Source organism: Enterobacter sp. Acro-832 (assembly GCF_011752745.1).
Lineage (GTDB): Bacteria > Pseudomonadota > Gammaproteobacteria > Enterobacterales > Enterobacteriaceae > Enterobacter > Enterobacter quasiroggenkampii.
Window position 1 is genome coordinate 357,659 of sequence record NZ_VWWX01000001.1, and the last position, 20,210, is coordinate 377,868.

The 20,210-nt window shown below is 50.8% G+C and carries 23 protein-coding genes and 1 pseudogene; 9 read left to right on the plus strand and 15 right to left on the minus strand.

Going from position 1 to position 20,210, the window contains the following annotated elements:
- Window positions 1-152 precede the first annotated feature (152 nt).
- The 4 genes from F3J31_RS01605 (at window position 153) to hslJ (ending at window position 3,263) form a co-directional block, all read left to right on the plus strand.
- On the plus strand, window positions 153-1,553 hold the full coding sequence (locus F3J31_RS01605; protein ID WP_167210922.1) for a cytochrome ubiquinol oxidase subunit I: 1,401 nt from the start codon (window positions 153-155) through the stop codon (window positions 1,551-1,553).
- Entirely contained in the window at window positions 1,553-2,563 is a 1,011-nt protein-coding gene (cydB, locus tag F3J31_RS01610; RefSeq protein WP_048029815.1) for a cytochrome d ubiquinol oxidase subunit II, read from the plus strand. The genes F3J31_RS01605 and cydB overlap by 1 nt, the downstream gene beginning before the upstream one ends.
- Window positions 2,563-2,691, plus strand: a complete 129-nt coding sequence (locus tag F3J31_RS01615; RefSeq protein WP_008501283.1) for a DUF2474 domain-containing protein — start codon at window positions 2,563-2,565, stop codon at window positions 2,689-2,691. Before cydB ends, F3J31_RS01615 begins: the two co-directional genes overlap by 1 nt.
- Before the next feature lie 134 nt (window positions 2,692-2,825).
- On the plus strand, window positions 2,826-3,263 hold the full coding sequence (hslJ, locus tag F3J31_RS01620; RefSeq protein WP_048029814.1) for a heat shock protein HslJ: 438 nt from the start codon (window positions 2,826-2,828) through the stop codon (window positions 3,261-3,263).
- Here the strand turns inward: hslJ and F3J31_RS01625 are convergent, their stop codons facing one another.
- Window positions 3,264-3,530 (minus strand): DUF333 domain-containing protein, encoded by a 267-nt coding sequence (locus tag F3J31_RS01625; RefSeq protein ID WP_023312003.1) that lies wholly within the window; start codon window positions 3,528-3,530, stop codon window positions 3,264-3,266.
- Between the two features lie 271 nt (window positions 3,531-3,801).
- Here F3J31_RS01625 and nifJ point away from each other — a divergent pair, with 271 nt between their 5' ends.
- Together nifJ and ompC are read left to right on the plus strand one after the other, a co-directional pair.
- Window positions 3,802-7,326 (plus strand): pyruvate:ferredoxin (flavodoxin) oxidoreductase, encoded by a 3,525-nt coding sequence (nifJ, locus tag F3J31_RS01630; RefSeq protein WP_167210924.1) that lies wholly within the window; start codon window positions 3,802-3,804, stop codon window positions 7,324-7,326.
- A gap of 388 nt (window positions 7,327-7,714) precedes the next feature.
- Entirely contained in the window at window positions 7,715-8,854 is a 1,140-nt protein-coding gene (gene ompC, locus F3J31_RS01635) for a porin OmpC (protein ID WP_167210926.1), read from the plus strand.
- A 339-nt stretch (window positions 8,855-9,193) separates the two neighbouring features.
- Here the strand turns inward: ompC and F3J31_RS23335 are convergent, their stop codons facing one another.
- The 8 genes from F3J31_RS23335 to F3J31_RS01670 form a co-directional block, all read right to left on the minus strand.
- Window positions 9,194-9,271: a hypothetical protein gene (locus F3J31_RS23335; protein WP_223239581.1), complete on the minus strand. Its 78-nt coding sequence runs from the start codon at window positions 9,269-9,271 to the stop codon at window positions 9,194-9,196.
- Between the two features lie 68 nt (window positions 9,272-9,339).
- Window positions 9,340-9,762 (minus strand): GFA family protein, encoded by a 423-nt coding sequence (locus F3J31_RS01640; RefSeq protein ID WP_167210930.1) that lies wholly within the window; start codon window positions 9,760-9,762, stop codon window positions 9,340-9,342.
- 3 nt (window positions 9,763-9,765) lie between these two features.
- Entirely contained in the window at window positions 9,766-9,963 is a 198-nt protein-coding gene (locus tag F3J31_RS01645; RefSeq protein WP_023616678.1) for a hypothetical protein, read from the minus strand.
- A gap of 89 nt (window positions 9,964-10,052) precedes the next feature.
- Window positions 10,053-11,084, minus strand: a complete 1,032-nt coding sequence (locus F3J31_RS01650; RefSeq protein ID WP_167210933.1) for a methyltransferase — start codon at window positions 11,082-11,084, stop codon at window positions 10,053-10,055.
- A gap of 258 nt (window positions 11,085-11,342) precedes the next feature.
- Window positions 11,343-11,792, minus strand: a complete 450-nt coding sequence (locus F3J31_RS01655) for a hypothetical protein (RefSeq protein WP_167210935.1) — start codon at window positions 11,790-11,792, stop codon at window positions 11,343-11,345.
- 152 nt (window positions 11,793-11,944) lie between these two features.
- The gene (locus tag F3J31_RS01660; RefSeq protein WP_167210938.1) at window positions 11,945-12,385 is read right to left on the minus strand and encodes a VOC family protein; all 441 of its coding nucleotides are present in this window, start codon (window positions 12,383-12,385) and stop codon (window positions 11,945-11,947) included.
- A gap of 72 nt (window positions 12,386-12,457) precedes the next feature.
- A complete protein-coding gene (locus F3J31_RS01665; protein ID WP_167210941.1) occupies window positions 12,458-12,802 on the minus strand; it encodes a DUF1294 domain-containing protein in 345 nt (114 codons plus the stop codon).
- A 95-nt stretch (window positions 12,803-12,897) separates the two neighbouring features.
- Window positions 12,898-14,421: a cyclic diguanylate phosphodiesterase gene (locus F3J31_RS01670; RefSeq protein WP_167210944.1), complete on the minus strand. Its 1,524-nt coding sequence runs from the start codon at window positions 14,419-14,421 to the stop codon at window positions 12,898-12,900.
- A 405-nt stretch (window positions 14,422-14,826) separates the two neighbouring features.
- Between F3J31_RS01670 and F3J31_RS01675 the strand changes: the two genes are divergently transcribed.
- Entirely contained in the window at window positions 14,827-15,123 is a 297-nt protein-coding gene (locus F3J31_RS01675) for a hypothetical protein (RefSeq protein WP_167210947.1), read from the plus strand.
- Complete coding sequence (locus F3J31_RS01680) at window positions 15,124-15,534, plus strand: ASCH domain-containing protein (RefSeq protein WP_167210949.1); 411 nt, start codon at window positions 15,124-15,126, stop codon at window positions 15,532-15,534.
- A 33-nt stretch (window positions 15,535-15,567) separates the two neighbouring features.
- Here F3J31_RS01680 and F3J31_RS01685 read toward each other — a convergent pair whose 3' ends face one another.
- The 5 genes and pseudogenes from F3J31_RS01685 to F3J31_RS01705 form a co-directional block, all read right to left on the minus strand.
- On the minus strand, window positions 15,568-16,083 hold the full coding sequence (locus F3J31_RS01685; protein ID WP_167210951.1) for a GNAT family N-acetyltransferase: 516 nt from the start codon (window positions 16,081-16,083) through the stop codon (window positions 15,568-15,570).
- A 94-nt stretch (window positions 16,084-16,177) separates the two neighbouring features.
- Window positions 16,178-16,894, minus strand: a complete 717-nt coding sequence (locus tag F3J31_RS01690) for a YnfC family lipoprotein (protein WP_167210953.1) — start codon at window positions 16,892-16,894, stop codon at window positions 16,178-16,180.
- 193 nt (window positions 16,895-17,087) lie between these two features.
- A pseudogene (locus F3J31_RS01695) lies at window positions 17,088-17,669 on the minus strand (terminase family protein); the annotation flags it as partial.
- Window positions 17,647-18,636, minus strand: a complete 990-nt coding sequence (locus F3J31_RS01700; protein ID WP_167210955.1) for a terminase small subunit — start codon at window positions 18,634-18,636, stop codon at window positions 17,647-17,649. The pseudogene F3J31_RS01695 and the gene F3J31_RS01700, both read right to left, overlap by 23 nt.
- Before the next feature lie 77 nt (window positions 18,637-18,713).
- On the minus strand, window positions 18,714-18,899 hold the full coding sequence (locus F3J31_RS01705; protein ID WP_167210958.1) for a hypothetical protein: 186 nt from the start codon (window positions 18,897-18,899) through the stop codon (window positions 18,714-18,716).
- A 653-nt stretch (window positions 18,900-19,552) separates the two neighbouring features.
- On the opposite strand from F3J31_RS01705, the gene F3J31_RS01710 reads away from it, so the two are divergent.
- Window positions 19,553-19,915, plus strand: a complete 363-nt coding sequence (locus F3J31_RS01710; protein ID WP_167210961.1) for a hypothetical protein — start codon at window positions 19,553-19,555, stop codon at window positions 19,913-19,915.
- Window positions 19,916-19,940: 25 nt separating this feature from the next.
- Here F3J31_RS01710 and F3J31_RS01715 read toward each other — a convergent pair whose 3' ends face one another.
- Window positions 19,941-20,159 carry a hypothetical protein gene (locus F3J31_RS01715; protein ID WP_167210964.1) on the minus strand — a complete coding sequence of 73 codons (219 nt, stop codon included), beginning with the start codon at window positions 20,157-20,159 and terminating at the stop codon, window positions 19,941-19,943.
- Between the last annotated feature and the right edge of the window lie 51 nt (window positions 20,160-20,210).

The window sequence follows — 20,210 nt, forward strand, 5'->3', positions numbered from 1 at the left end:
AATGTTTTTATTCCACAGCCTCAAGGTATATCAGATGGCTAAAGCGTGAAATTTACGCCAACTGTTATGGTTAAAATTCGCTTTTCTGCGTCTGCTCGTCCGATCTCCGCCCCTATACCATAACAGCACACCGTTTGACATTGAGGCTGTGCATGTTTGGTTTAGATGCTTTTCACCTTGCGCGGATACAGTTTGCCTTTACCGTATCCTTTCACATTATTTTCCCGGCCATCACCATTGGTCTCGCAAGCTACCTTGCCGTGCTCGAAGGGCTGTGGCTGAAAACAAAAAATCCGGTCTGGCGCTCACTGTACCATTTCTGGTCGAAGATTTTTGCCGTCAACTTTGGCATGGGCGTGGTCTCCGGGCTGGTGATGGCCTACCAGTTTGGCACCAACTGGAGCGGCTTTTCACAGTTTGCGGGCAGTATTACCGGCCCGCTTCTGACCTACGAAGTGCTTACCGCCTTCTTCCTCGAAGCCGGATTCCTCGGCGTAATGCTGTTCGGCTGGAACAAAGTGGGGCCTGGGCTGCACTTCTTCGCTACCTGCATGGTCGCGCTGGGGACCATCATCTCTACCTTCTGGATCCTATCTTCAAACAGCTGGATGCAGACCCCGCAGGGCTACGAGATCGTCAACGGTCAGGTGGTGCCGGTGGACTGGTTCGCGGTGGTGTTTAACCCCTCCTTCCCTTACCGCCTGCTGCACATGTCGATAGCCGCGTTCCTGAGCAGCGCCCTGTTTGTCGGCGCATCCGCGGCATGGCATCTGCTGCGCGGGAATAATACCCCCGCCATCCGGGCAATGTTTTCGATGGCACTGTGGATGACGCTGATTGTCGCCCCCATCCAGGCCCTGGTTGGCGATATGCACGGGTTGAACACCTTAAAGCACCAGCCCGCCAAGATCGCCGCCATTGAGGGCCACTGGGAAAACCCGCCGGGTGAGCCGACCCCGCTGCTGCTGTTTGGCTGGCCGGATATGGAGCAGGAGCGCACCCGCTTTGGACTGGAGATCCCCGCGCTCGGCAGCCTTATTCTGACGCACAGTCTGGATAAACAGGTTCCGGCGCTGAAAGAGTTTCCAAAGGAAGACCGCCCGAATTCCACCATCGTCTTCTGGTCGTTCCGCATTATGGCGGGCCTGGGCATGCTGATGTTGCTGCTTGGGGTAACGGCACTCTGGCTGCGCTATAAAAAGCGCGTTTATTCATCACGCCCTTTCCTGTGGTTTGCGCTGCTGATGGGGCCATCCGGGCTGATTGCCATTCTGGCCGGGTGGATCACCACCGAAGTGGGCCGCCAGCCGTGGGTGGTCTATGGGCTTCAGCGAACGAAGGATGCGGTTTCTGCCCATGGTGATTTGCATATGAGCGTGAGCCTGCTGGCCTTCTTCGTCGTTTACACCTCGGTATTCGGCGTGGGTTACAGCTATATGGTGCGCCTCATCCGAAAAGGCCCGCAGCCGCATGAGTCTTTCGCCACCGAGTCCGATGGACGTCCGGCGCGCCCGCTTTCTGCCGTCACAACTGAACATAAGGAGCAGCCATAATGGGTATCGATCTTTCCATTATCTGGTTTGTGATCATCGTCTTTGCCACGCTGATGTATATCGTGATGGACGGTTTTGATCTGGGGATCGGCATTCTGTTCCCGGCCACGCAAAACGCCGACGATCGCGACGTGATGGTCAACAGCGTCGCGCCGGTCTGGGACGGGAATGAAACCTGGCTGGTGCTGGGCGGTGCCGCCCTGTTCGGCGCATTCCCGCTGGCCTATGCGGTCATCGTTGATGCCCTGACCATTCCGCTGACATTAATGCTGATCGGACTTATTTTCCGCGGGGTGGCATTTGAGTTTCGCTTTAAAGCCACGCCGGCGCACCGTCCGTTCTGGGATAAGGCGTTTATAGGTGGTTCCATTCTGGCGACGTTTACCCAGGGCGTGACGGTGGGCGCCGTCATTAACGGCTTTACCGTCACCGGCCGGGCCTATACCGGCGGCCCCTTTGACTGGTTTACCGCGTTTAACCTGTTCTGCGGCGCGGGCCTGGTGGTGGCCTACGCGCTGTTAGGCTCAACCTGGCTGGTGATGAAAAGCGAAAACGCGTTGCAACAGCGGATGCGTGAAGTATCGAAAACACTGTTAATCGTGCTGCTGGCGTTTATTGCCGCCATTAGCCTCTGGACGCCGCTGGCGCAACCGGCCATCGCCGCGCGCTGGTTTACGCTGCCGAACCTGTTTTATCTGCTGCCCGTCCCTGCTCTGGTGGTGATTTTTAGCCTGTACCAGTGGCGCTGCCTGAATAATCCAGCCAGCCATAGCCGTCCGTTTATCCTGACGCTGGGGCTGATATTCCTCGGCTTTAGCGGGCTGGGGATCAGCATCTGGCCGCATATTATTCCACCGTCGATCACCCTGTGGCAGGCCGCCGCACCGACGCAAAGCCAGGGCTTTATGCTGGTCGGCGCGCTGTTGATCATTCCCGTAATTCTGGTCTACACCTTCTGGAGTTACTACGTTTTCCGCGGCAAAGTTCAGCATGGGGAGGGTTATCACTGATGCAACAACCGGTCTGGAAAAGATTGCTGTGGCTGGCCATTATCTGGGGCGGCAGCGTACTGGCGCTGGCTGCGGTCAGTATGCTCTTCCGTATGCTGATGACGGCAGCAGGGTTTAAATCGCATTAACTTCATCCCGGGCAACCGCAGCGTTGCCCGTCTCCTTCCCCCCACCCCGCACTTTCAGATAAACCCCATTAACGCACGGCAGAGTATCGTTACACTGGAAAAAGATTCACAGTATTTATAGTTTGAGAAGAAAAATGAAAAAGCTCATTGCGTTAAGTGTTATCAGTCTTGTCCTTACCGGGTGCGTTAATCCGGGTAAAGCCTCCGTTCAGCCAGAGCAACTTCAGAACCACCGCTTTGTGCTGGAAAATGTGAACGGTAAGGCCGTTAAGACCGCGACAACGCAACCTGAGATCAGTTTTAGTGCCCTGCCTGATATCAGCCTGGTGAATAACATCAGCGTTTCTGGCCAGATGTGTAACCGCTTCAACGGACAGGGGAAATTGTCCGAAGGCGAGCTTAAAGTGAAAACGCTGGCCATGACGCGCAAGCTCTGTACTGAACCGCAGCTGAATGAGCTGGATCAGGCCATCGGCGATATGCTGCGCAAAGGGGCGCAGGTCGACCTGACGGAAGACCAGTTAACGCTGGCGACAGCCGATAAAACGCTGATGTTTAAGCGTGTAGAATAATCAGTAGTTACCGCAGCTTCCAACGGCAAGCGACTGTTCGCTACAGCGTTTGCCGTTTGGCAAGGCGCACATCCCAATCGCAGAACCATCAAGCTGGCGGGCAACCGACAGCGAGCCGCCAATCATCGCGCAGTTAGCCTGACCCGAGCTGGACATCGCCGCCTTCATTCCCGGCGCCACGTGGGCTGCCGTTGCCTGCTGAACGGGTTCACTGCTACATGCCGACAACAATAATGCGGCACACCCTACCCAAAATGCTGAGCGCATGCTCTCTCCCCCATGAATAATGCGAAACCTATGCATAATAGGCATCCCATCCCGTGTCGTCGAGAGCGGAAGTGCGTATTTATGCGCTCCAGAAACAATTTCTCGCAATTTTTTCGCCAAAAGTTTGATCTACTCATTGATGGCGAGAATACCGAGGACACAAAAGCGAAAATCGTAAAATCCCCCGTTTGCTAGAATACACAGATAATATTCAGGGTTTGTCGTCGTTATACAGACCCCTATTTTTTGCGCAATGTAAGGGTGTTGTCCTATGCAAACTATTGACGGTAATGGTGCAGTTGCCTCAGTCGCGTTTCGCACCAGTGAAGTTATCGCCATCTACCCGATTACGCCAAGTTCGACCATGGCTGAGCAGGCAGACGCCTGGGCGGGTAACGGGTTAAAAAACGTCTGGGGCGATGTCCCGAGAGTAGTTGAGATGCAGTCTGAAGCCGGTGCGATTGCCACGGTGCACGGCGCGCTTCAGACCGGCGCGCTTTCCACGTCGTTTACCTCTTCTCAGGGATTGTTGTTAATGATCCCGACGCTGTACAAACTCGCCGGGCAACTGACCCCTTTCGTTCTGCACGTCGCAGCGCGGACCGTTGCCACCCACGCGCTCTCTATCTTTGGCGATCACTCAGACGTGATGGCCGTACGCCAGACCGGCTGCGCGATGCTGTGCGCCAGCAGCGTTCAGGAAGCCCAGGACTTTGCTTTAATATCGCATATCGCCACGCTCAAAAGCCGGGTGCCGTTTATTCATTTCTTTGACGGTTTCCGCACCTCTCACGAAATTAACAAAATCGTCCCGCTAGCTGACGAGACAATCCTGAATCTCCTCCCGCAGGCGGATATCGACGCGCATCGCGCCCGCGCCCTGAATCCGGAACACCCGGTGATTCGCGGCACGTCGGCGAACCCGGATACCTATTTCCAGTCCCGCGAGGCCACGAACCCGTGGTACAACGCGGTTTACGACCATGTTGAACAGGCGATGCATGACTTTGCCGCCGCGACCGGTCGGGAATACAAACCCTTTGAGTATTACGGCCATCCGCAGGCGGAACGGGTCATTGTGTTGATGGGCTCTGCCATTGGCACCTGCGAGGAAGTTGTTGACGAGCTGCTGACGCGCGGCGAAAAGGTTGGCGTGCTAAAAGTGCGTCTCTATCGGCCGTTCTCGGCGAAACATCTGCTTTCGGCACTGCCGGAGAGCGCGCGTACCGTTGCGGTGCTCGATCGCACCAAAGAGCCGGGGGCGCAGGCGGAACCACTGTATCTGGATGTGATGACGGCCCTGGCCGAAGCCTTTAATCATGGCGAACGTGAAACGCTGCCGCGCGTTATCGGAGGGCGGTATGGTTTGTCCTCCAAAGAGTTCGGTCCGGACTGCGTGCTGGCGGTATTCAACGAGCTCAGCGAAGCGAAGCCCAAGCCGCGTTTTACCGTCGGCATTTATGATGATGTGACGAATCTGTCCCTGTCGTTGCCGGAAAACACCCTGCCCTCAACCGCCAAACTCGAGGCGCTGTTCTATGGTCTGGGCAGTGACGGCAGCGTCTCTGCGACCAAAAACAACATCAAAATCATCGGGAACTCCACGCCGTGGTACGCCCAGGGGTACTTCGTCTATGACTCCAAGAAAGCCGGCGGTCTGACTGTTTCCCATCTACGGGTGAGCGAACAGCCCATCCGCTCTGCGTATCTTATTTCTCAGGCTGATTTTGTTGGCTGTCACCAGCTGCAGTTTATCGATAAATACCAGATGGCCGAGCGCCTGAAGCCTGGCGGTATTTTCCTCCTGAATACGCCATACAGCGCAGATGAGGTCTGGTCGCGCCTGCCGCAGGAAGTGCAGGCGGTGCTAAACCAGAAAAGAGCCCGTTTCTTTGTAGTGAACGCGGCGAAAATTGCCCGCGAATGTGGCCTTGCCGCGCGTATCAATACCGTTATGCAGATGGCCTTCTTCCATCTGACAAATATCCTGCCGGGCGACAGCGCGCTGGCGGAACTGCAGGGCGCGATTGCCAAAAGTTATAGCAGCAAGGGCCAGGAGCTGGTCGAACGTAACTGGCAGGCGCTGGCGCTGGCGCGCGAGTCGCTGTTCGAGGTGCCGCTGCAGCCGGTCGATGCCGCAAGCCCGAACCGCCCTCCAGTCGTGTCCGATGCGGCGCCTGATTTCGTGAAGACCGTGACGGCGGCGATGCTGGCCGGGCTGGGTGATGCCCTGCCCGTCTCTGCGCTGCCGCCAGATGGCACCTGGCCGATGGGCACCACCCGCTGGGAAAAACGAAACATCGCCGAAGCGATCCCCATCTGGAAGGAAGAGCTGTGTACCCAGTGCAACCACTGCGTAGCGGCCTGCCCGCACTCTGCCATTCGCGCCAAAGTGGTGTCACCGGAAGAGATGGAGGCCGCGCCGGCCAGCCTGCATTCGCTGGATGTGAAATCACGCGATATGCGAGGACAGAAATACGTTCTGCAGGTCGCGCCGGAAGATTGCACCGGCTGTAACCTGTGCGTCGAGGTCTGTCCGGCGAAAGACAGGCAGAACCCGGAGATCAAAGCCATCAATATGATGTCGCGTCTGGAGCATGTTGAAGAGGAGAAGGTTAATTATGACTTCTTCCTGAATCTGCCGGAAATCGATCGCAGCAAACTGGAACGCATTGATATTCGCACTTCACAGCTGATCACGCCGCTGTTTGAATACTCCGGCGCCTGCTCAGGCTGCGGTGAAACGCCGTATATCAAGCTGCTTACCCAGCTGTACGGCGACAGGATGCTGATTGCCAACGCTACCGGCTGTTCGTCTATCTATGGCGGTAACCTGCCCTCCACGCCGTACACCACTGACGCCAACGGTCGCGGTCCTGCGTGGGCAAATTCGCTGTTCGAGGACAACGCCGAATTTGGCCTGGGCTTCCGCCTGACCGTTGACCAGCACCGCACACGCGTGATGCGCCTGCTGGAACAGTTTGCCGGGCAGATCCCCGCCGGGCTCAATGACGCGCTTCACGCGGACGCGACGCCAGAGGTACGTCGTGAGCAGGTTGCTGAGCTACGTCAGGCGCTTCAGGGCGTGGCGGGCGCTGAACAGCTGCTGACCGACGCGGACGCGCTGGTTGAAAAATCAATCTGGCTGATTGGCGGTGACGGCTGGGCTTACGATATCGGCTTCGGTGGACTGGATCACGTGTTGAGCCTGACCGAAAACGTCAATATCCTGGTTCTGGATACGCAGTGTTATTCCAACACCGGTGGTCAGGCGTCGAAAGCGACGCCGCTTGGCGCAGTCACGAAATTCGGTGAACACGGCAAACGCAAGGCACGTAAAGATCTCGGCGTGAGCATGATGATGTACGGTCACGTTTACGTCGCACAAATATCGCTGGGTGCCCAGCTTAACCAGACGGTGAAGGCTATCCAGGAAGCGGAAGCGTATCCAGGCCCGTCGCTGATCATTGCCTACAGCCCGTGTGAAGAGCATGGCTACGACCTGGCACTCAGCCACGATCAAATGCGACAGCTGACCGCGACCGGCTTCTGGCCGCTGTACCGGTTCGACCCGCGCCGTGCGGACGAAGGTAAGTTACCGCTGGCGCTGGATTCACGTCCGCCGTCAGATGCCCTGGCCGAGACGTTAATGCAGGAACAGCGCTTCCGCCGCCTTAACGCGCAGCAACCGGAAGTGGCCGAACAGCTATGGAAAGACGCCGCGGCCGATCTGCAAAAACGGTATGACTTCCTGGCGCAGCTGGCGGGTAAAGCCGAAAAATCGACCAGCGACTAGTTTCTCAGCCCGGCGTGTCCGGGCTTTTTTTTGCCATAAAAAAAACCGGTGTATTCACACCGGGCGAATCCAGATAATCATTAAATATCTATTTAGTTTCCTAAATAATATTCACGCGAATTATGGATAAATAATCTTAAAGGCATATAACGCCGCCAAGAATAGCTTACTTAACGCCTGATTAATAATTTTAATTTTATATACTTTGCATTAAGACATTCATCAAACCAATGACTATTACCGTTGATTTATTCGGTTTAGATTTTACTTAGTTCGTAACAATTATAATTTATTACTCTTACTCAGGAGTGATTTAGCATGAGACAACTTTCTCATTCAGGAAGTTCAACAGGTAATTAAATAAAAACAACCGCAAAGGAATATCATAATGCAAAGAAAAGTACTGGCCCTGATGATTCCGGCTCTGTTAATGGCTGGCGCAACTCATGCAGCAGAGATTTATAATAAAGACGGCAACAAATTAGATCTGTACGGAAAAGTAGATGGTCTGCACTATTTCTCCGACGATAAAGGCGCTGACGGGGATCAAACCTACATGCGTCTGGGCTTCAAAGGCGAAACCCAGATCAACGACATGATGACCGGCTACGCGCAGTGGGAATACAACATTCAGGCTAATAACACCGAAGGGTCTGATAACCAGTCCTGGACACGTCTGGCCTTCGCCGGTATCAAAGTGGGTGATTATGGCTCCTTCGATTACGGTCGTAACTACGGTGTTCTTTACGACGTAGAAGGCTGGACCGATATGCTGCCTGAGTTCGGCGGGGACTCCTACACCAAAGCCGACAACTTCATGACCGGCCGTGCCAACGGCGTGGCTACCTACCGTAACACCGACTTCTATGGTCTGGTGCAGGGTCTGAACTTCGCGCTGCAGTATCAGGGCAAAAATGAAGATGCCAGCAACAATCAGGAAGGCACCAACAACGGTCGCGACATGCGTCACGAAAACGGCGACGGCTTCGGTATCTCTACCACCTATGACTTCGGCATGGGGATTACCGCAGGGGCAGCCTATACCTCTTCAGATCGTACTAATGACCAGGTGATCGCAGGCACTGGTGCTGCATCTCAATATGCGGGCGGCGATAAAGCGGACGCATGGACCGCGGGTCTGAAATATGATGCTAATAATATCTACCTGGCGGCAATGTACTCTGAAACCCGCAATATGACGCCATACGGTTCCACTGACAGCACTTCGGGCGGCGGTATTGCCAACAAAACCCAGAACTTCGAAGTGACCGCACAGTACCAGTTCGACTTCGGCCTGCGTCCGTCCCTTTCCTACCTGCAGTCTAAAGGTAAGGACCTCGGTAACGGCCAGGGCGACCAGGATCTGGTTAAATACGCTGACATCGGCGCGACCTACTACTTCAACAAAAACATGTCCACCTACGTTGATTACAAAATCAACCTGCTGGATGAAGATGACAACTTCTACAAAAACAACGGCATCGGCACGGATGATGTCGTGGCACTGGGCCTGGTTTACCAGTTCTGATTGCCAGAGCCCGCATGATGATGCGGGCTCCCCCCCTTTTTTGAAACTCGTCACAAAAAACAGGTTCTGGAATCGTGTGGTTGAGGGTAAGTTGAGGGAAAGCTGGTTAAACTCAGACGATAACCTTTTCATCACAAGGGATAACAGCGTTGTTTGGTCGTGTATCCGTTGCCGTACTTACTCTTTTAGCGCTCATCTGGATGGCGTTAATTTTTGATTTTGCTGATATTGTCGGTCATCTCGGCGCTGTGTTGAACCACCTCGATGGTGGTTAATATTGCTCCCGCGGAAATAAAAAGCCACCAGCAGTGCCGGTGGCGGGTAAACGCGCAGTTCGCGTTATTTTTTCACGGGTTGAGGCTTTTTATCACCTGATTCAGGGGCCTCACGCGGATCGTCTTTTTCAACACAGAGCATAGTTTCTCCTGTTTCAGATAACCACCCTCCACTATAGCCAGGCTGATTACAGAGTGGCCAGGCGGCAATTACGCCTCAACTGTCCCTTTCTTGCGAAAAGAGAGGTAGCCAAACACCCCGCTGTCTCCATCCGAGGGATGGTTAACCCCGTCCATCACCGTCACGTCAGGAAAATCGAACGGTGAGACGTTTTCGAAGCAGGCAACGTTCACGCCGTATTCGTTTGGATTGGAACGCCGCTGATGGAACGTGTAGATCCCGCACACCGAGCAGAAAAAGTGCCGTGCCGTCCCCGTGTTAAAGCGGTACTCCGTGAGCTTATCCTCACCTTTGGTCACGGTAATCCCTGACAGCGGCGCAGAGACGACGACCGCGCCCCGCATGCGACAAAAGGAACAGCTGCAGCGCCGCGCGGTATTCAGGCCATCCGTGAGCGCAACGGTAAAGGCCACCGCACCGCAATGGCACTGCGCATTACGACATTCAGCCATAGGCTATACTCCTTTTCTCACCAGCTCGGCGGCCTTGACGAAAACCTCGTCTTCTACACCATCGCCTTTTTGCCTGCCGAGCCTGACCAGTTCATCGACAATACTGTTGCGATGGATCGGTTTCTGCGCTGAAACCAGCCCAATGACGGCGGCCCCAATCGCCAGCCCCACTAAACCTGTTTGTTCGTCTTTGTTCATCATGCTCATGCTCCTGATACAACAGACAAGCGTAGCAGGAATCCGGTAAAACGGAATGAGGACACTCGCTTTGTGAATATAATTTACGTAGTTCAGACAGGTACGACTTCTAAAATCGACAGATACGAACGGGTGTCTATTATAGTGTTTAGCTTCAGACTGGTCTTTTCAAACAAGGTCTGATAATCAGACTCCGTTCTTGCCCGCCCTCCATCAAAGCTTGTTAAAAGAAGAAGGTCAATTTCAAATCGTCCCTGCTCATTATTTTCTTTTTTGATAAGTGGTTCAAAAATTAATAATCGGGAATTTTCTTTCATTGCATTTCTACACGATTGAAGTATCTGAACCGCTTTCTCATCAGGCCAGTCCATCAAAATATATTTAAGCAGGTAAATATCAGCTACAGGACAGGCTCCAAAAAAGTCACCCTCAACTGCCTTCCATCGACGATTGTCATTTAACAGGTACAGTCGATTCCGCGCAAGCACGTCTTTTTGATCGAACAGGATCCCTGTTAAGGTCGGATTTCGGCGTAAAACAGCCAGCAATAAATTACCCAGCCCACCGGCAATATCGGCAACGATAGCATTTTGAGGAAACGAATAGCTATCGGCGATGACTTCATTCTCTACGGATGACATAGAGGCCATACCCGCATGAAAAATGTTGCTGTCAGTCATCGTGTCATCATGCTGCCAGTAGTCGTAAAAAGGCTTGCCAAACAAATCATTAAAAACAGGTTTGCCTTGCAATATCTCATCCATTTTAGCCGCTGGCTGCCAGAATGTTGGGTCTGTCAGCATGAGCACCGCCGCACGCAATGAAAATTCATGCTCAGAACACAGGAACTGTGCTGAATGGCTAAGGCTATATTCAGCTTCGGACAGTTCGTTGAACACTCCACGAGAGGATAATACGCGCATGATCCGATGAAGATAGTCGCCATCGACATTAAGCTCCTCCGCCAGTTGCGTAACGGATTTTTTTCCTTCAACCAGACGATCTGCAACGCCTAATACTGCGACAGCCCGAAGTGCTGCCTGCCAGACAAAACCCATGCTTTGCTCTAACAAACACATTCCTTCTTTACGGCTTAGCAAATCCAGACTATTAGGATGTGACATTTTCTACTCCTTACCAATAAAGATGTGCTGAACAACTAAAACGCCGTTAGCAAGCGTAAGTCTGGTAGCGAGCTTTATCCATAATGTCAGTAAGGATTATTTGTGCGGTTTCGTACCGTTTAGCATACAGTCCATTTCAATACGTAAAAAAACAGGGCCACTTACTCCATATTTTGATTAATAACACCATGACACTATTATTTCATAAATGATTACCATGATAGAAATAATACCTGTCGTGAGACAGACATTTCATCGTCAGAATCTCGGTGCCAGCCCGTATTTTGGCGTTTTGATATTTGCCGCCCAAATTTTGATATCGTTTTGCAGGAGAATAGTGAAATCAGATTTCAAATGCGTCACCATGCCATTGACGCTGTCCGCATCCACAACTGAAAAATGTTCAATTCTGTTTTTCCCTATCTGAACACAATGATATTTGGCGGGAAGAACTTTACCATTCAAATTGAGTGGCAGATTATTCTCACCACAGCGCCCTTCCGTAATATATGAGACCAGCAAATTAGCGGATTTCCTCCCGGGCTGGGATACGCTCACCATGACGGGATAACCTTCCGATGTCTGCGTCATATCATAAAGCACCGCATTTTTCATATACCAGGTATTATATTCCCGCTCCTGAAAAGCGGACCAGGCAGGCGCAGAAAAAAGCGCCAGCACTGCCAGCGTAATAGAGACTATTTTCATGGGATGTTATCGTCCGTGGTGTTGCACGTATTATTCAGATTGTGCAAAAAACAGCAACAACTTAAGAATAATCCTACTACTATTGGCAGTGATGGAGGATCAATTAACGACGCGCGACGCGGTCTGTTTCCTGTTGCTAACGTATCTTCGCTTTATTTATTCCGACTGGCCGTTCGGATCGCTTCCAGACCGACCCGCTGTCCGAATGACAGCTCTAACGTGTTTCCATCGGGATCGGCAAAAAAGACATAGTATCCGACGGGATCGCCTACATTCACAGGCGCTTTCCTTAGCATACCTTCAGCGGTGGCCATCGCGGTTTTTCTGTCAATTTCTTCGCGGGTCGCACAGGCAATTCCCAGATGACCGAAGCTGCCCAGCGGCGTGTCGGTCACGGTATCGGCCTGAACAAGAACCAGTGCAAAAGGACGGGTATGGTCGCTAAGCCATGCGACTTTTCTTGCATCAGGCATGTCGGGTTCACGTAAATGAATGACCTCCATACCGGCATAGCGACGATAGAAGGCAATACTCTTTTCCAGGTCCCTGACCATAAACGCGACATGAGTGAAACCTACATCAATGTCTTTCATTTTAAGATGTTACTCCTTTATCAACGTGGTGCTGACATCTTAAAAGCTCAAGTTAACCTGATGTCAATACGCTCATAAAGAAGAAACAGGCGAGAAATGGTAAACCGCCGCCATCACGGCGATGCTAACGACAATGCTTAAGAAAAAGTAGGTTTTAAAGGGCTGCTTTTGCGTTTTATGGCGAAAGAGTTGCTGGCCCACAATCGCGCCAGGCCAGCCGCCGGTTACGCCAAATACCAGCAGCGTGGCTTCCGGTACCCTGCGCATACCCTTACGCGCTGCCCGTTTATCGGCGCCATACATAGCCATCGTCAGCACATTGATCAGCAGAAACCACATAGCCAAAGGGTTAGAGGCAAAAAGGCTGCCGATTGCAGCAAAGATCAGGAGTAAATAACAAAAGCGATTGAGGGTCATAGTACCGGCCAGAGGATTGTTAAGCAGTTTTCGACGCCGCATTATACGCTACTTACGCATATATCAGGCGGGAAATGCAGACAACTGGGAAAACGTCACTCCACCCTCACTTTAACCTTTGGCTTCGACAAAAGGATTTTTATCAACTCCTTAAAGGGAACGGGTTTGTAGAAGAAGTAGCCCTGTAAAAACGTGATGTTATTGCGGATGAGATAATCAAGCTGTTGCTGGGTTTCAACCCCTTCCGCCACAATACGGATTGATAGTTTTTTTGCCAGTTCCAGTACCGAATCCAGGATCAGGGTGGAATCCTCATTGGCATTCACTCTGGCAACAAAGCTTTGGTCGATTTTGATGTAATCAATGTGCAGGTCCTGCAGGTAGGACAGGCCAGAATAGCCCGTTCCAAAATCATCCAGCGCAATTGTAAATCCGTTGTTATGCAGCTCATTCAGGGTCTTAACGAGTTGTTCATCTACGTGGAGGGGCTCGCGCTCGGTCACCTCAACGACGAGGTTCAGATCCTGTTGCACAAAGCTGCGCTTGTAATTCAGACACTCTTCAAAAAAGGTAGAGGCCACGATATGAGACGCACTGAAGTTAATTCCTACATGGAATCCTTCCGGCAGCAGCGTAGAAATTGAATTCATCTGCATTGCAACCTGACGCATTAAGCTTTGGGTTAATGGAATAATTAACCCTGATTTTTCAGCAAGAGGAATAAACGACGAGGGAGAAATAAACCCGGATTGCGGATGCTTCCATCTGGCCAGCACCTCTACACCGCGCAAGGTGCCCTCTTTTCCACTCACGACGGGTTGATAATAGGGAATAATTTCATTTCGGTAGATGGCAGTGCGCAGTGAATCTTCAGGCGATATATCCTTAGAGAGATAGCGTTGCAAAAGATAAGCAGGAAGAGAGGAAATGAGCAGCAGAAATAACAGCACCCCACCGGCCTGGTCGAATAATCTCGTCAGGCTAAAAAGAGGCGGAGCGTTAAATTGAATCGCGAAGGGATAATCAGCGTCTTTTACCGTCAGTACATCTTTGTTTGCATGGGGTGCCGTCAACACATCGCCGGATTGGCCTAAACGACGATTGCCGACTTGCAGTGAATACGCCACGCCACGTAATGGCATATTCAGCGCATCCCGGATATGGCTGTCGCTGATGCTCACCATGATTCGGCTTCCGGCATGGTTTGTCTGGTATAAGAGAACCGGCAGGCCGTTGACCGTACTTTTTGATGGAACAAGTAGCAATGATGCCTGAGGCAGCGCTGAGCCGTTAACCAGCAACACGCGATTTCCCGGTAAAGAGGAGCACCAGACCGCATCTTGTTTCAGAATAACGATCGTTCTCAGATGAGGTTGTAATGCCGCTTCAGTACCGAGCCGATACTGTCCTTCAGCATCACACTCATTCTCAGCAAGCTGCATTGCTATCTGGGCAGCATGACGGGCTTCTTTAAGAATGACGTTCATGTTTCGCACGACATAGTGCGCCCCTGCAAGGCTGTCAGCGCGTGCAGAATACCAAACCTGTAAATTGATGATTAAAACGCCCAGCATAAAAATTGCCGTGGCTGCAGCTAAGGAGATAGGTGCATGGCGCATTCAGGATTCTCGACTCGAGTGACGTTGCCGCTTCGGTGATGCTGAAGTGATTGAATTGTCTTCGTCTTAAGCATGGTTGATAAAGAAAGAAATACCATGTCAGGCGTCAGAAATTTTCCCGCAAGCCAGACTCCATCTTTGCACCTTCTCAAATGGGGAAATAAAAAGGCCGCCGAACGGCAGCCCTGGTTAATACGTGCTTATTAGTACTGCTTTATTGTCTTGACCGGCGTTCTTTCTGACCAGTCAGGCCGCTCGCCTGCCATGATTGCGCGCTGTTGTGATGGCGTCACAGACTGCGTTATTTCAGGCATCGATTTGTATTCAGGTTGCTGAGGTGGGCTGAGAACCAGATCGTCGCTACAGCCTGACAGTAGCAACGCCACCAGTAGCGATGAATTAAGCTTGAACACGTTAACCCCTTCCAATGGGATAAAAGTTACAGAAAAAGCGTGGCGTCGGTTCTATCCCGGTGACTTTTCTTTGTTATACAACGTCACGCGCCTGGCTACCGGCCATAGATTCACCACGCAGATAACCCCGCAAGGATATATTCACTCGAGCAATAAGCGCAACGCTTTGTTTTCCTGCCCACCAGTGAAAAAAGGTGTCAGTAAAGCAGAGTACGCTTCTGGTATCGACGATGTTTATGCTAAAACCGCTGGTATGTTTCTTTTGAAAAAAAGTTATGAGGGAAGTTGAATGGTGACGGTTGAGGAATTAAAAATGAAATACCCGGGCGCACAGGCCTGGCAAATGGGTGACAGCCCGGAACTGGCGAACGAACTAGCGGACCTGATTAAAAAAGGGCTCAAAACGGCCACCTGCGGATCTTTTGCCTCGTACTCGCAGGATGTATCTGCTCCGCGGATGGGGAGCTATAACATCATTCTTGATGGCCAGAATGTCCCGGTCTGTGTGATCCGGCTGGTTTCCATGCGACTGGTGCGTTTTTGCGATGTTAATGAGGAATTCGCTCGTAAAGAGGGTGAAGGTGATTTAAGCCTTGAATACTGGCAGACAGAGCATCAGCGATTTTTCTTCCGCGAAGGCCATTTTTCTGAAGATATGGAACTGGTCGCAGAAGAATTTGAATTGGTTGAGGTGCTGTAAGCGGAGATAAAGTGGCAGAGGTGTATCTGTTACTTAAGCAGGCTTACCAATATTAAGCTCATAGACTACGCATTCCGTATCGTAATGCTGCTCTATTGCTTTATAAGTCATACCTAACCTTTTCATAACACGCTGCGATGCGATATTTTCGGGATCGGCCACGGCTACCAGATAAGATGCTCCCACCCGTTCTACAGCGTAATCAACGATCGCTTTCGCTGCCTCTGTAGCATAGCCTTTGCCATTGTGTTCAGGAACGAGGCGCCAGCCAATCTCTAATGGTGCACCCTCCACGTTGGCCAGGTGCTGGAGGCATGCTGCACCAACGATCTCACCAGAAGATTTCTCTCTGATAGCCCACCACGAGAAGTGATACTTATCCCAGCGAGCCTGCACCCTTCTGATGCCCTCCCAGGTTTCTTCGGGCGTTTTAACGATACCCTTATTGATATAGCGCATCACCTCAGCATCACTATCCATTACCCTTAAGCCTTCATAATGTGAATCATTAAAGGGTTCCAGGATTAAGCGGACCGTTTCTACATTCATCTTAAATTCCTCTTACATTAAGCCAGTGCCTTCATTGAACTCGTCCCGATAAAACACCATGATGCCGGAGGTAGCTTATTGGAATCGTTTTAATCTAGTAGAATTCAACTTTCGTATGTGCTGTCATTGAAACTGTTTTCGGTGCCGGATTACCTGCGCTCTGTACTGTGGCATTACATATTTCAGGCACAAGCATTTCGTTATAATGACAAGAACTGGTTGCTGTATACCCCTCCGAGAAAACTGATGAGTTTATTAGTTTATAATCAAGAGGCTTTCTTTTTTTATCAACATAAGATATTTCATTTTTAGACATAACGCTTTCTGAACTATAAAATTCAGAGCGCGTCAAATTATCGTCTTCATCATAAAAATGTTCAGATATTTTTTTACCTAAAAAATAGGTGTCTTTAATTAATCCATTCGGGTAAAGAGTGTAACGCAACTCGTCACCGTTTTCATTTTTACTCAAAATGTGACATTTTTCATCAAGTTGTATTGAGAAAGGCTTGCCATCTCTATGGCCAATAAGACTTCCATTTGTATATTTTAGAATGGTTTCATGCCCGGAAGAAACATTATCAAGATTTAAGCTATCAACACAACCATTTTTATCCAGTCTGATGGAGATTTTATAAGTGATTTTTCCATTCTCCTCAACATCAGTATCTAAGGATTTAACAGCCCCCTTAACTGGATTGAAATCAAACATAGTCGATAAGTTATAAAGTAGAGGTATGTAGTGATTTTCTGCAAAAGCCATGCTTGAAAATAAGGAAGTACAAAGGAAAAGAGTAGAAGTTTTTATCATTTTTAAATCTAGGCTCAAGTTACCCTCAAATTAAGTAAGCTCATTACAGCATGCTTACTGCTAATCTTCAATATTGATACTGGCGGAGATGATTGCACCACAACTGCGCCGTTTGCCGTAAAGTCGCTATCGTATCCAAACGTCTGAACGCTACCCTTTATCACGTATCGGCGCCAGATTTCACGCAGCCGTAAAACGTGCTGGCCTGAATCAGTCCATACAGCGCCGCAAGCTCTGGCTTTTCACGCACCGCCTTCACGAACTGCTGGTAGACGAACTTGAACACTTCTGGCGTCGTCGTTACATCGATGCCATTTCGCAGCCCATCGACCTTATAACGCATACGGGCGATGATTTTTCACCAAGCCTGCTGCGCTTTGGCAGCCGCCATGACGTCCAGCTCATCCACCATCGCGTTACCAATTTTGAAACCAACTATCGAGCCGGGCTTCTCCATCGAGCGGCAGATGGTTGTCCCGCGGTAGCGCCGCCCCTCGTAGAAGTGAACTTCTTTGTTCCCCTCGTTGATTTTGACGCTCAGCCCCCAGTCAAAGGCCACCTCTTCAATCGTCGGGTAGAAGATGTCACGGATCTGCGGATATGTTGGCGCGAAATAGCCCTGGTTGATTTTAGGGTGCTCCCACATCCCCTTACAGATGCCGCTACAACCCACCCACGTCTTACCGGAACCGAACCCGGCAACATAGGCTTTGAATTTTTGCTGCATTGCCAAGAACCGAGCTTGAGGGATATTAAGTGTCGGGCTGATCCCCATCGTCCGCCCTCGCGTCCACTACGTTGATATTGATTTGAACTGGAGTTGGCTCGTCATCGTCACCATCACCCGCCAGCTCCTTGCGGAGTTTCTCGACCTCAAGCTGCCGGCGTTCGATTTCAATCTGCTGCAGGCGCTGCGCGAATTCGCTATCGGCCAGGCCCAGGCGCTTCATGACCGCTTCGAACATTCTTTCCCGACTGATGGCTGTGATTTCGACGCCGTTTTTTCCAACCTTTACGCCTGAATAGGCTAGCCTGGAAGCAGCCGGGAGTTTGCGTGTGTCAGGGAAATAAGGCTGGCCGATGCCATCGCCATTGCAGCGCGGGCATTCGGGGTTTGGTTCTCGATTGTGGTCGTAACCGTAACCACCAACATCGACGGGCTCGCGCTTATCGCGTTCTGTAGCTTCCAGCCGCTTCTCTTCGAACTCCACCATATCTCGCCACTGATATTGATGGCCAAAGCCCCAGCAATAACGACAAGCACCGCGGCGATACTGCGAAAGCTGGTTTGCATCGAAGGTGGCGAGCTGCCACATCTGGGCCAAGACCTCATCGGCACTGCCAAGCGTGCGCACAATGGAGGCTTTCTGCTGCTGCGCAATGGCCTGCGCAACGTTAGGATTCGCTATTAGCTGACGCCCGTAGTTTGGGTCACTATAACCAGCACGTGCAGCGGCAGCGGTGGCGTTGTTGTCCTTTAGGTACTCCGCGACAAATAAGCGCTGCTGAGCGGTAAGTCCATCATCATCCACCAGCTCATTAGCGCTTTTATCTTTCTGCGCAGTGCGCATTTTTTTCTGCGCAGGTTGTTGAGCAGTTTGCGCATAAGGTTTTTTGATATATCGACGGGCGGTAGCGTAGTTCAGTCCCTGCGCTTCACACCATTCCTTTGGTGATACGCCGGTTGCGGCATGGTCGGACAGGAACCGTTGCTGAAGCTCACCCCAGTCCGGTTTTGCCATTGTTATATTCCTGTTGTTATAGCCATTAAAAAAACCACCCGGAGGTGGCCTTTTTGATGGCGATGAAAATTTCAGGTTTATTGTGAAAGCAAGTCTTTAAGAGTCTTCGCTTGCTCATCAGTGAGCTTCAGCAATTTTGCTTCATACTCTTCAAGCCACTTAAAACCAAGTTCTAATGCGGATTGGAAAGCAATGTCCGTGGGGCCTGCCTTAATTGCCTGCACTACTTTATGAAAATTCGAGTCGTCTATTGTATGCATCATGCACTCCTGTTTCGAAAGTCGTAAATTCGCATCACGACACCTTCAGTATCAACTTCTTGTACAGGATAATTATGGTTCTGCTTAAGATGACATCAATTAAAAGCCACAAGCGAATGCCAGTGGCTTGGGTGTGATAATCAGGAATGGATTCGAACCATTGAGCCAGAAGATTTAGGTCGTCTGCACCATCCTCCAGCTTATAGCAGCGTCACGCTTCGTCCGGTTCGGTTTTACCCGACATCTCGCGCACCTGATTAATGTGTTTCGAAATTATCACAGGCACTCAGTGTATGCCTGGTGTAATACCATCCGCACTCTCGCAGTGGCTGCGCTCATGCCTTTGAGTTGCTGTCGCTTTATCGCCGCTTACAACCGGTGCACGTATGGCGTTCGCGCTGCTTTACCGGAGCATGTTCCCTTATTTACCCTCACATCGGTCTGCTATACCTACTCGCCATTACGCGACTCGGGGCAGCTTAATGACTGCTGCATTGCCTTTCGGCTACGGACTATCCGCTTTGGTGCTTAATGGGCTTATCCTCAGGTGGGGATATCATTGTCTCTATCCCTTATCATGGATGTTACCCTAACGATGGATCCCTCCGGGTGTATTGCAATACTATGCTAACCTTGAAAAAAACCATGGAGGTGACATGTTTTCCTTTCTCAATACATTTAAGCGGCTCATAAGTAAGCAGCAGGAAGCTCCAACCACTCAGCCGGAGTATTCAAATGAACAGCTTTTGCAATGGGCCACAGGATGCATGCTAGAGGGTTTACCCGACACGTTTTACGAAGCGAGGATTACCTGTTTTCGGAGCATTGACTATGACGGGCGTACAGCAATTGCAGCTATACATGACTTCAAGTTAACTAGTGAAAGCGAATATATCTCTTTCACTCCACCAGATGGCCTTTACGCCACACACTGCATAGAGAAAATTCTTGCTGGAAAAAACTGGAACCAAGCCACCATAACTTTCACACCACAAACGACACGATTCATGTGGCAATAAAAAACCGCCCGGAGGCGGTTATCACTCAATCGATGTTTTTAGTAAGCGCAGCTTGAATTGCATCTGCAAGCGTTCCTATTTTTTCGGTGACCGTATCAAGATCTTGGTCAACGCGTGAATGCTCTGCACCGCCAGCTGATCCAACAGAATGCTTGGCAATTTCCAATGCAGCCTGAACTGCAAGTAAACGCTGTGTTTTTTTGTCGGTACTGGCCATGCCAGTTTTAAAATAATTATCTAACATATCAAATCCCTTTTATACCGCCGTTATGGCAGGTTACAAAAATCAAATGGG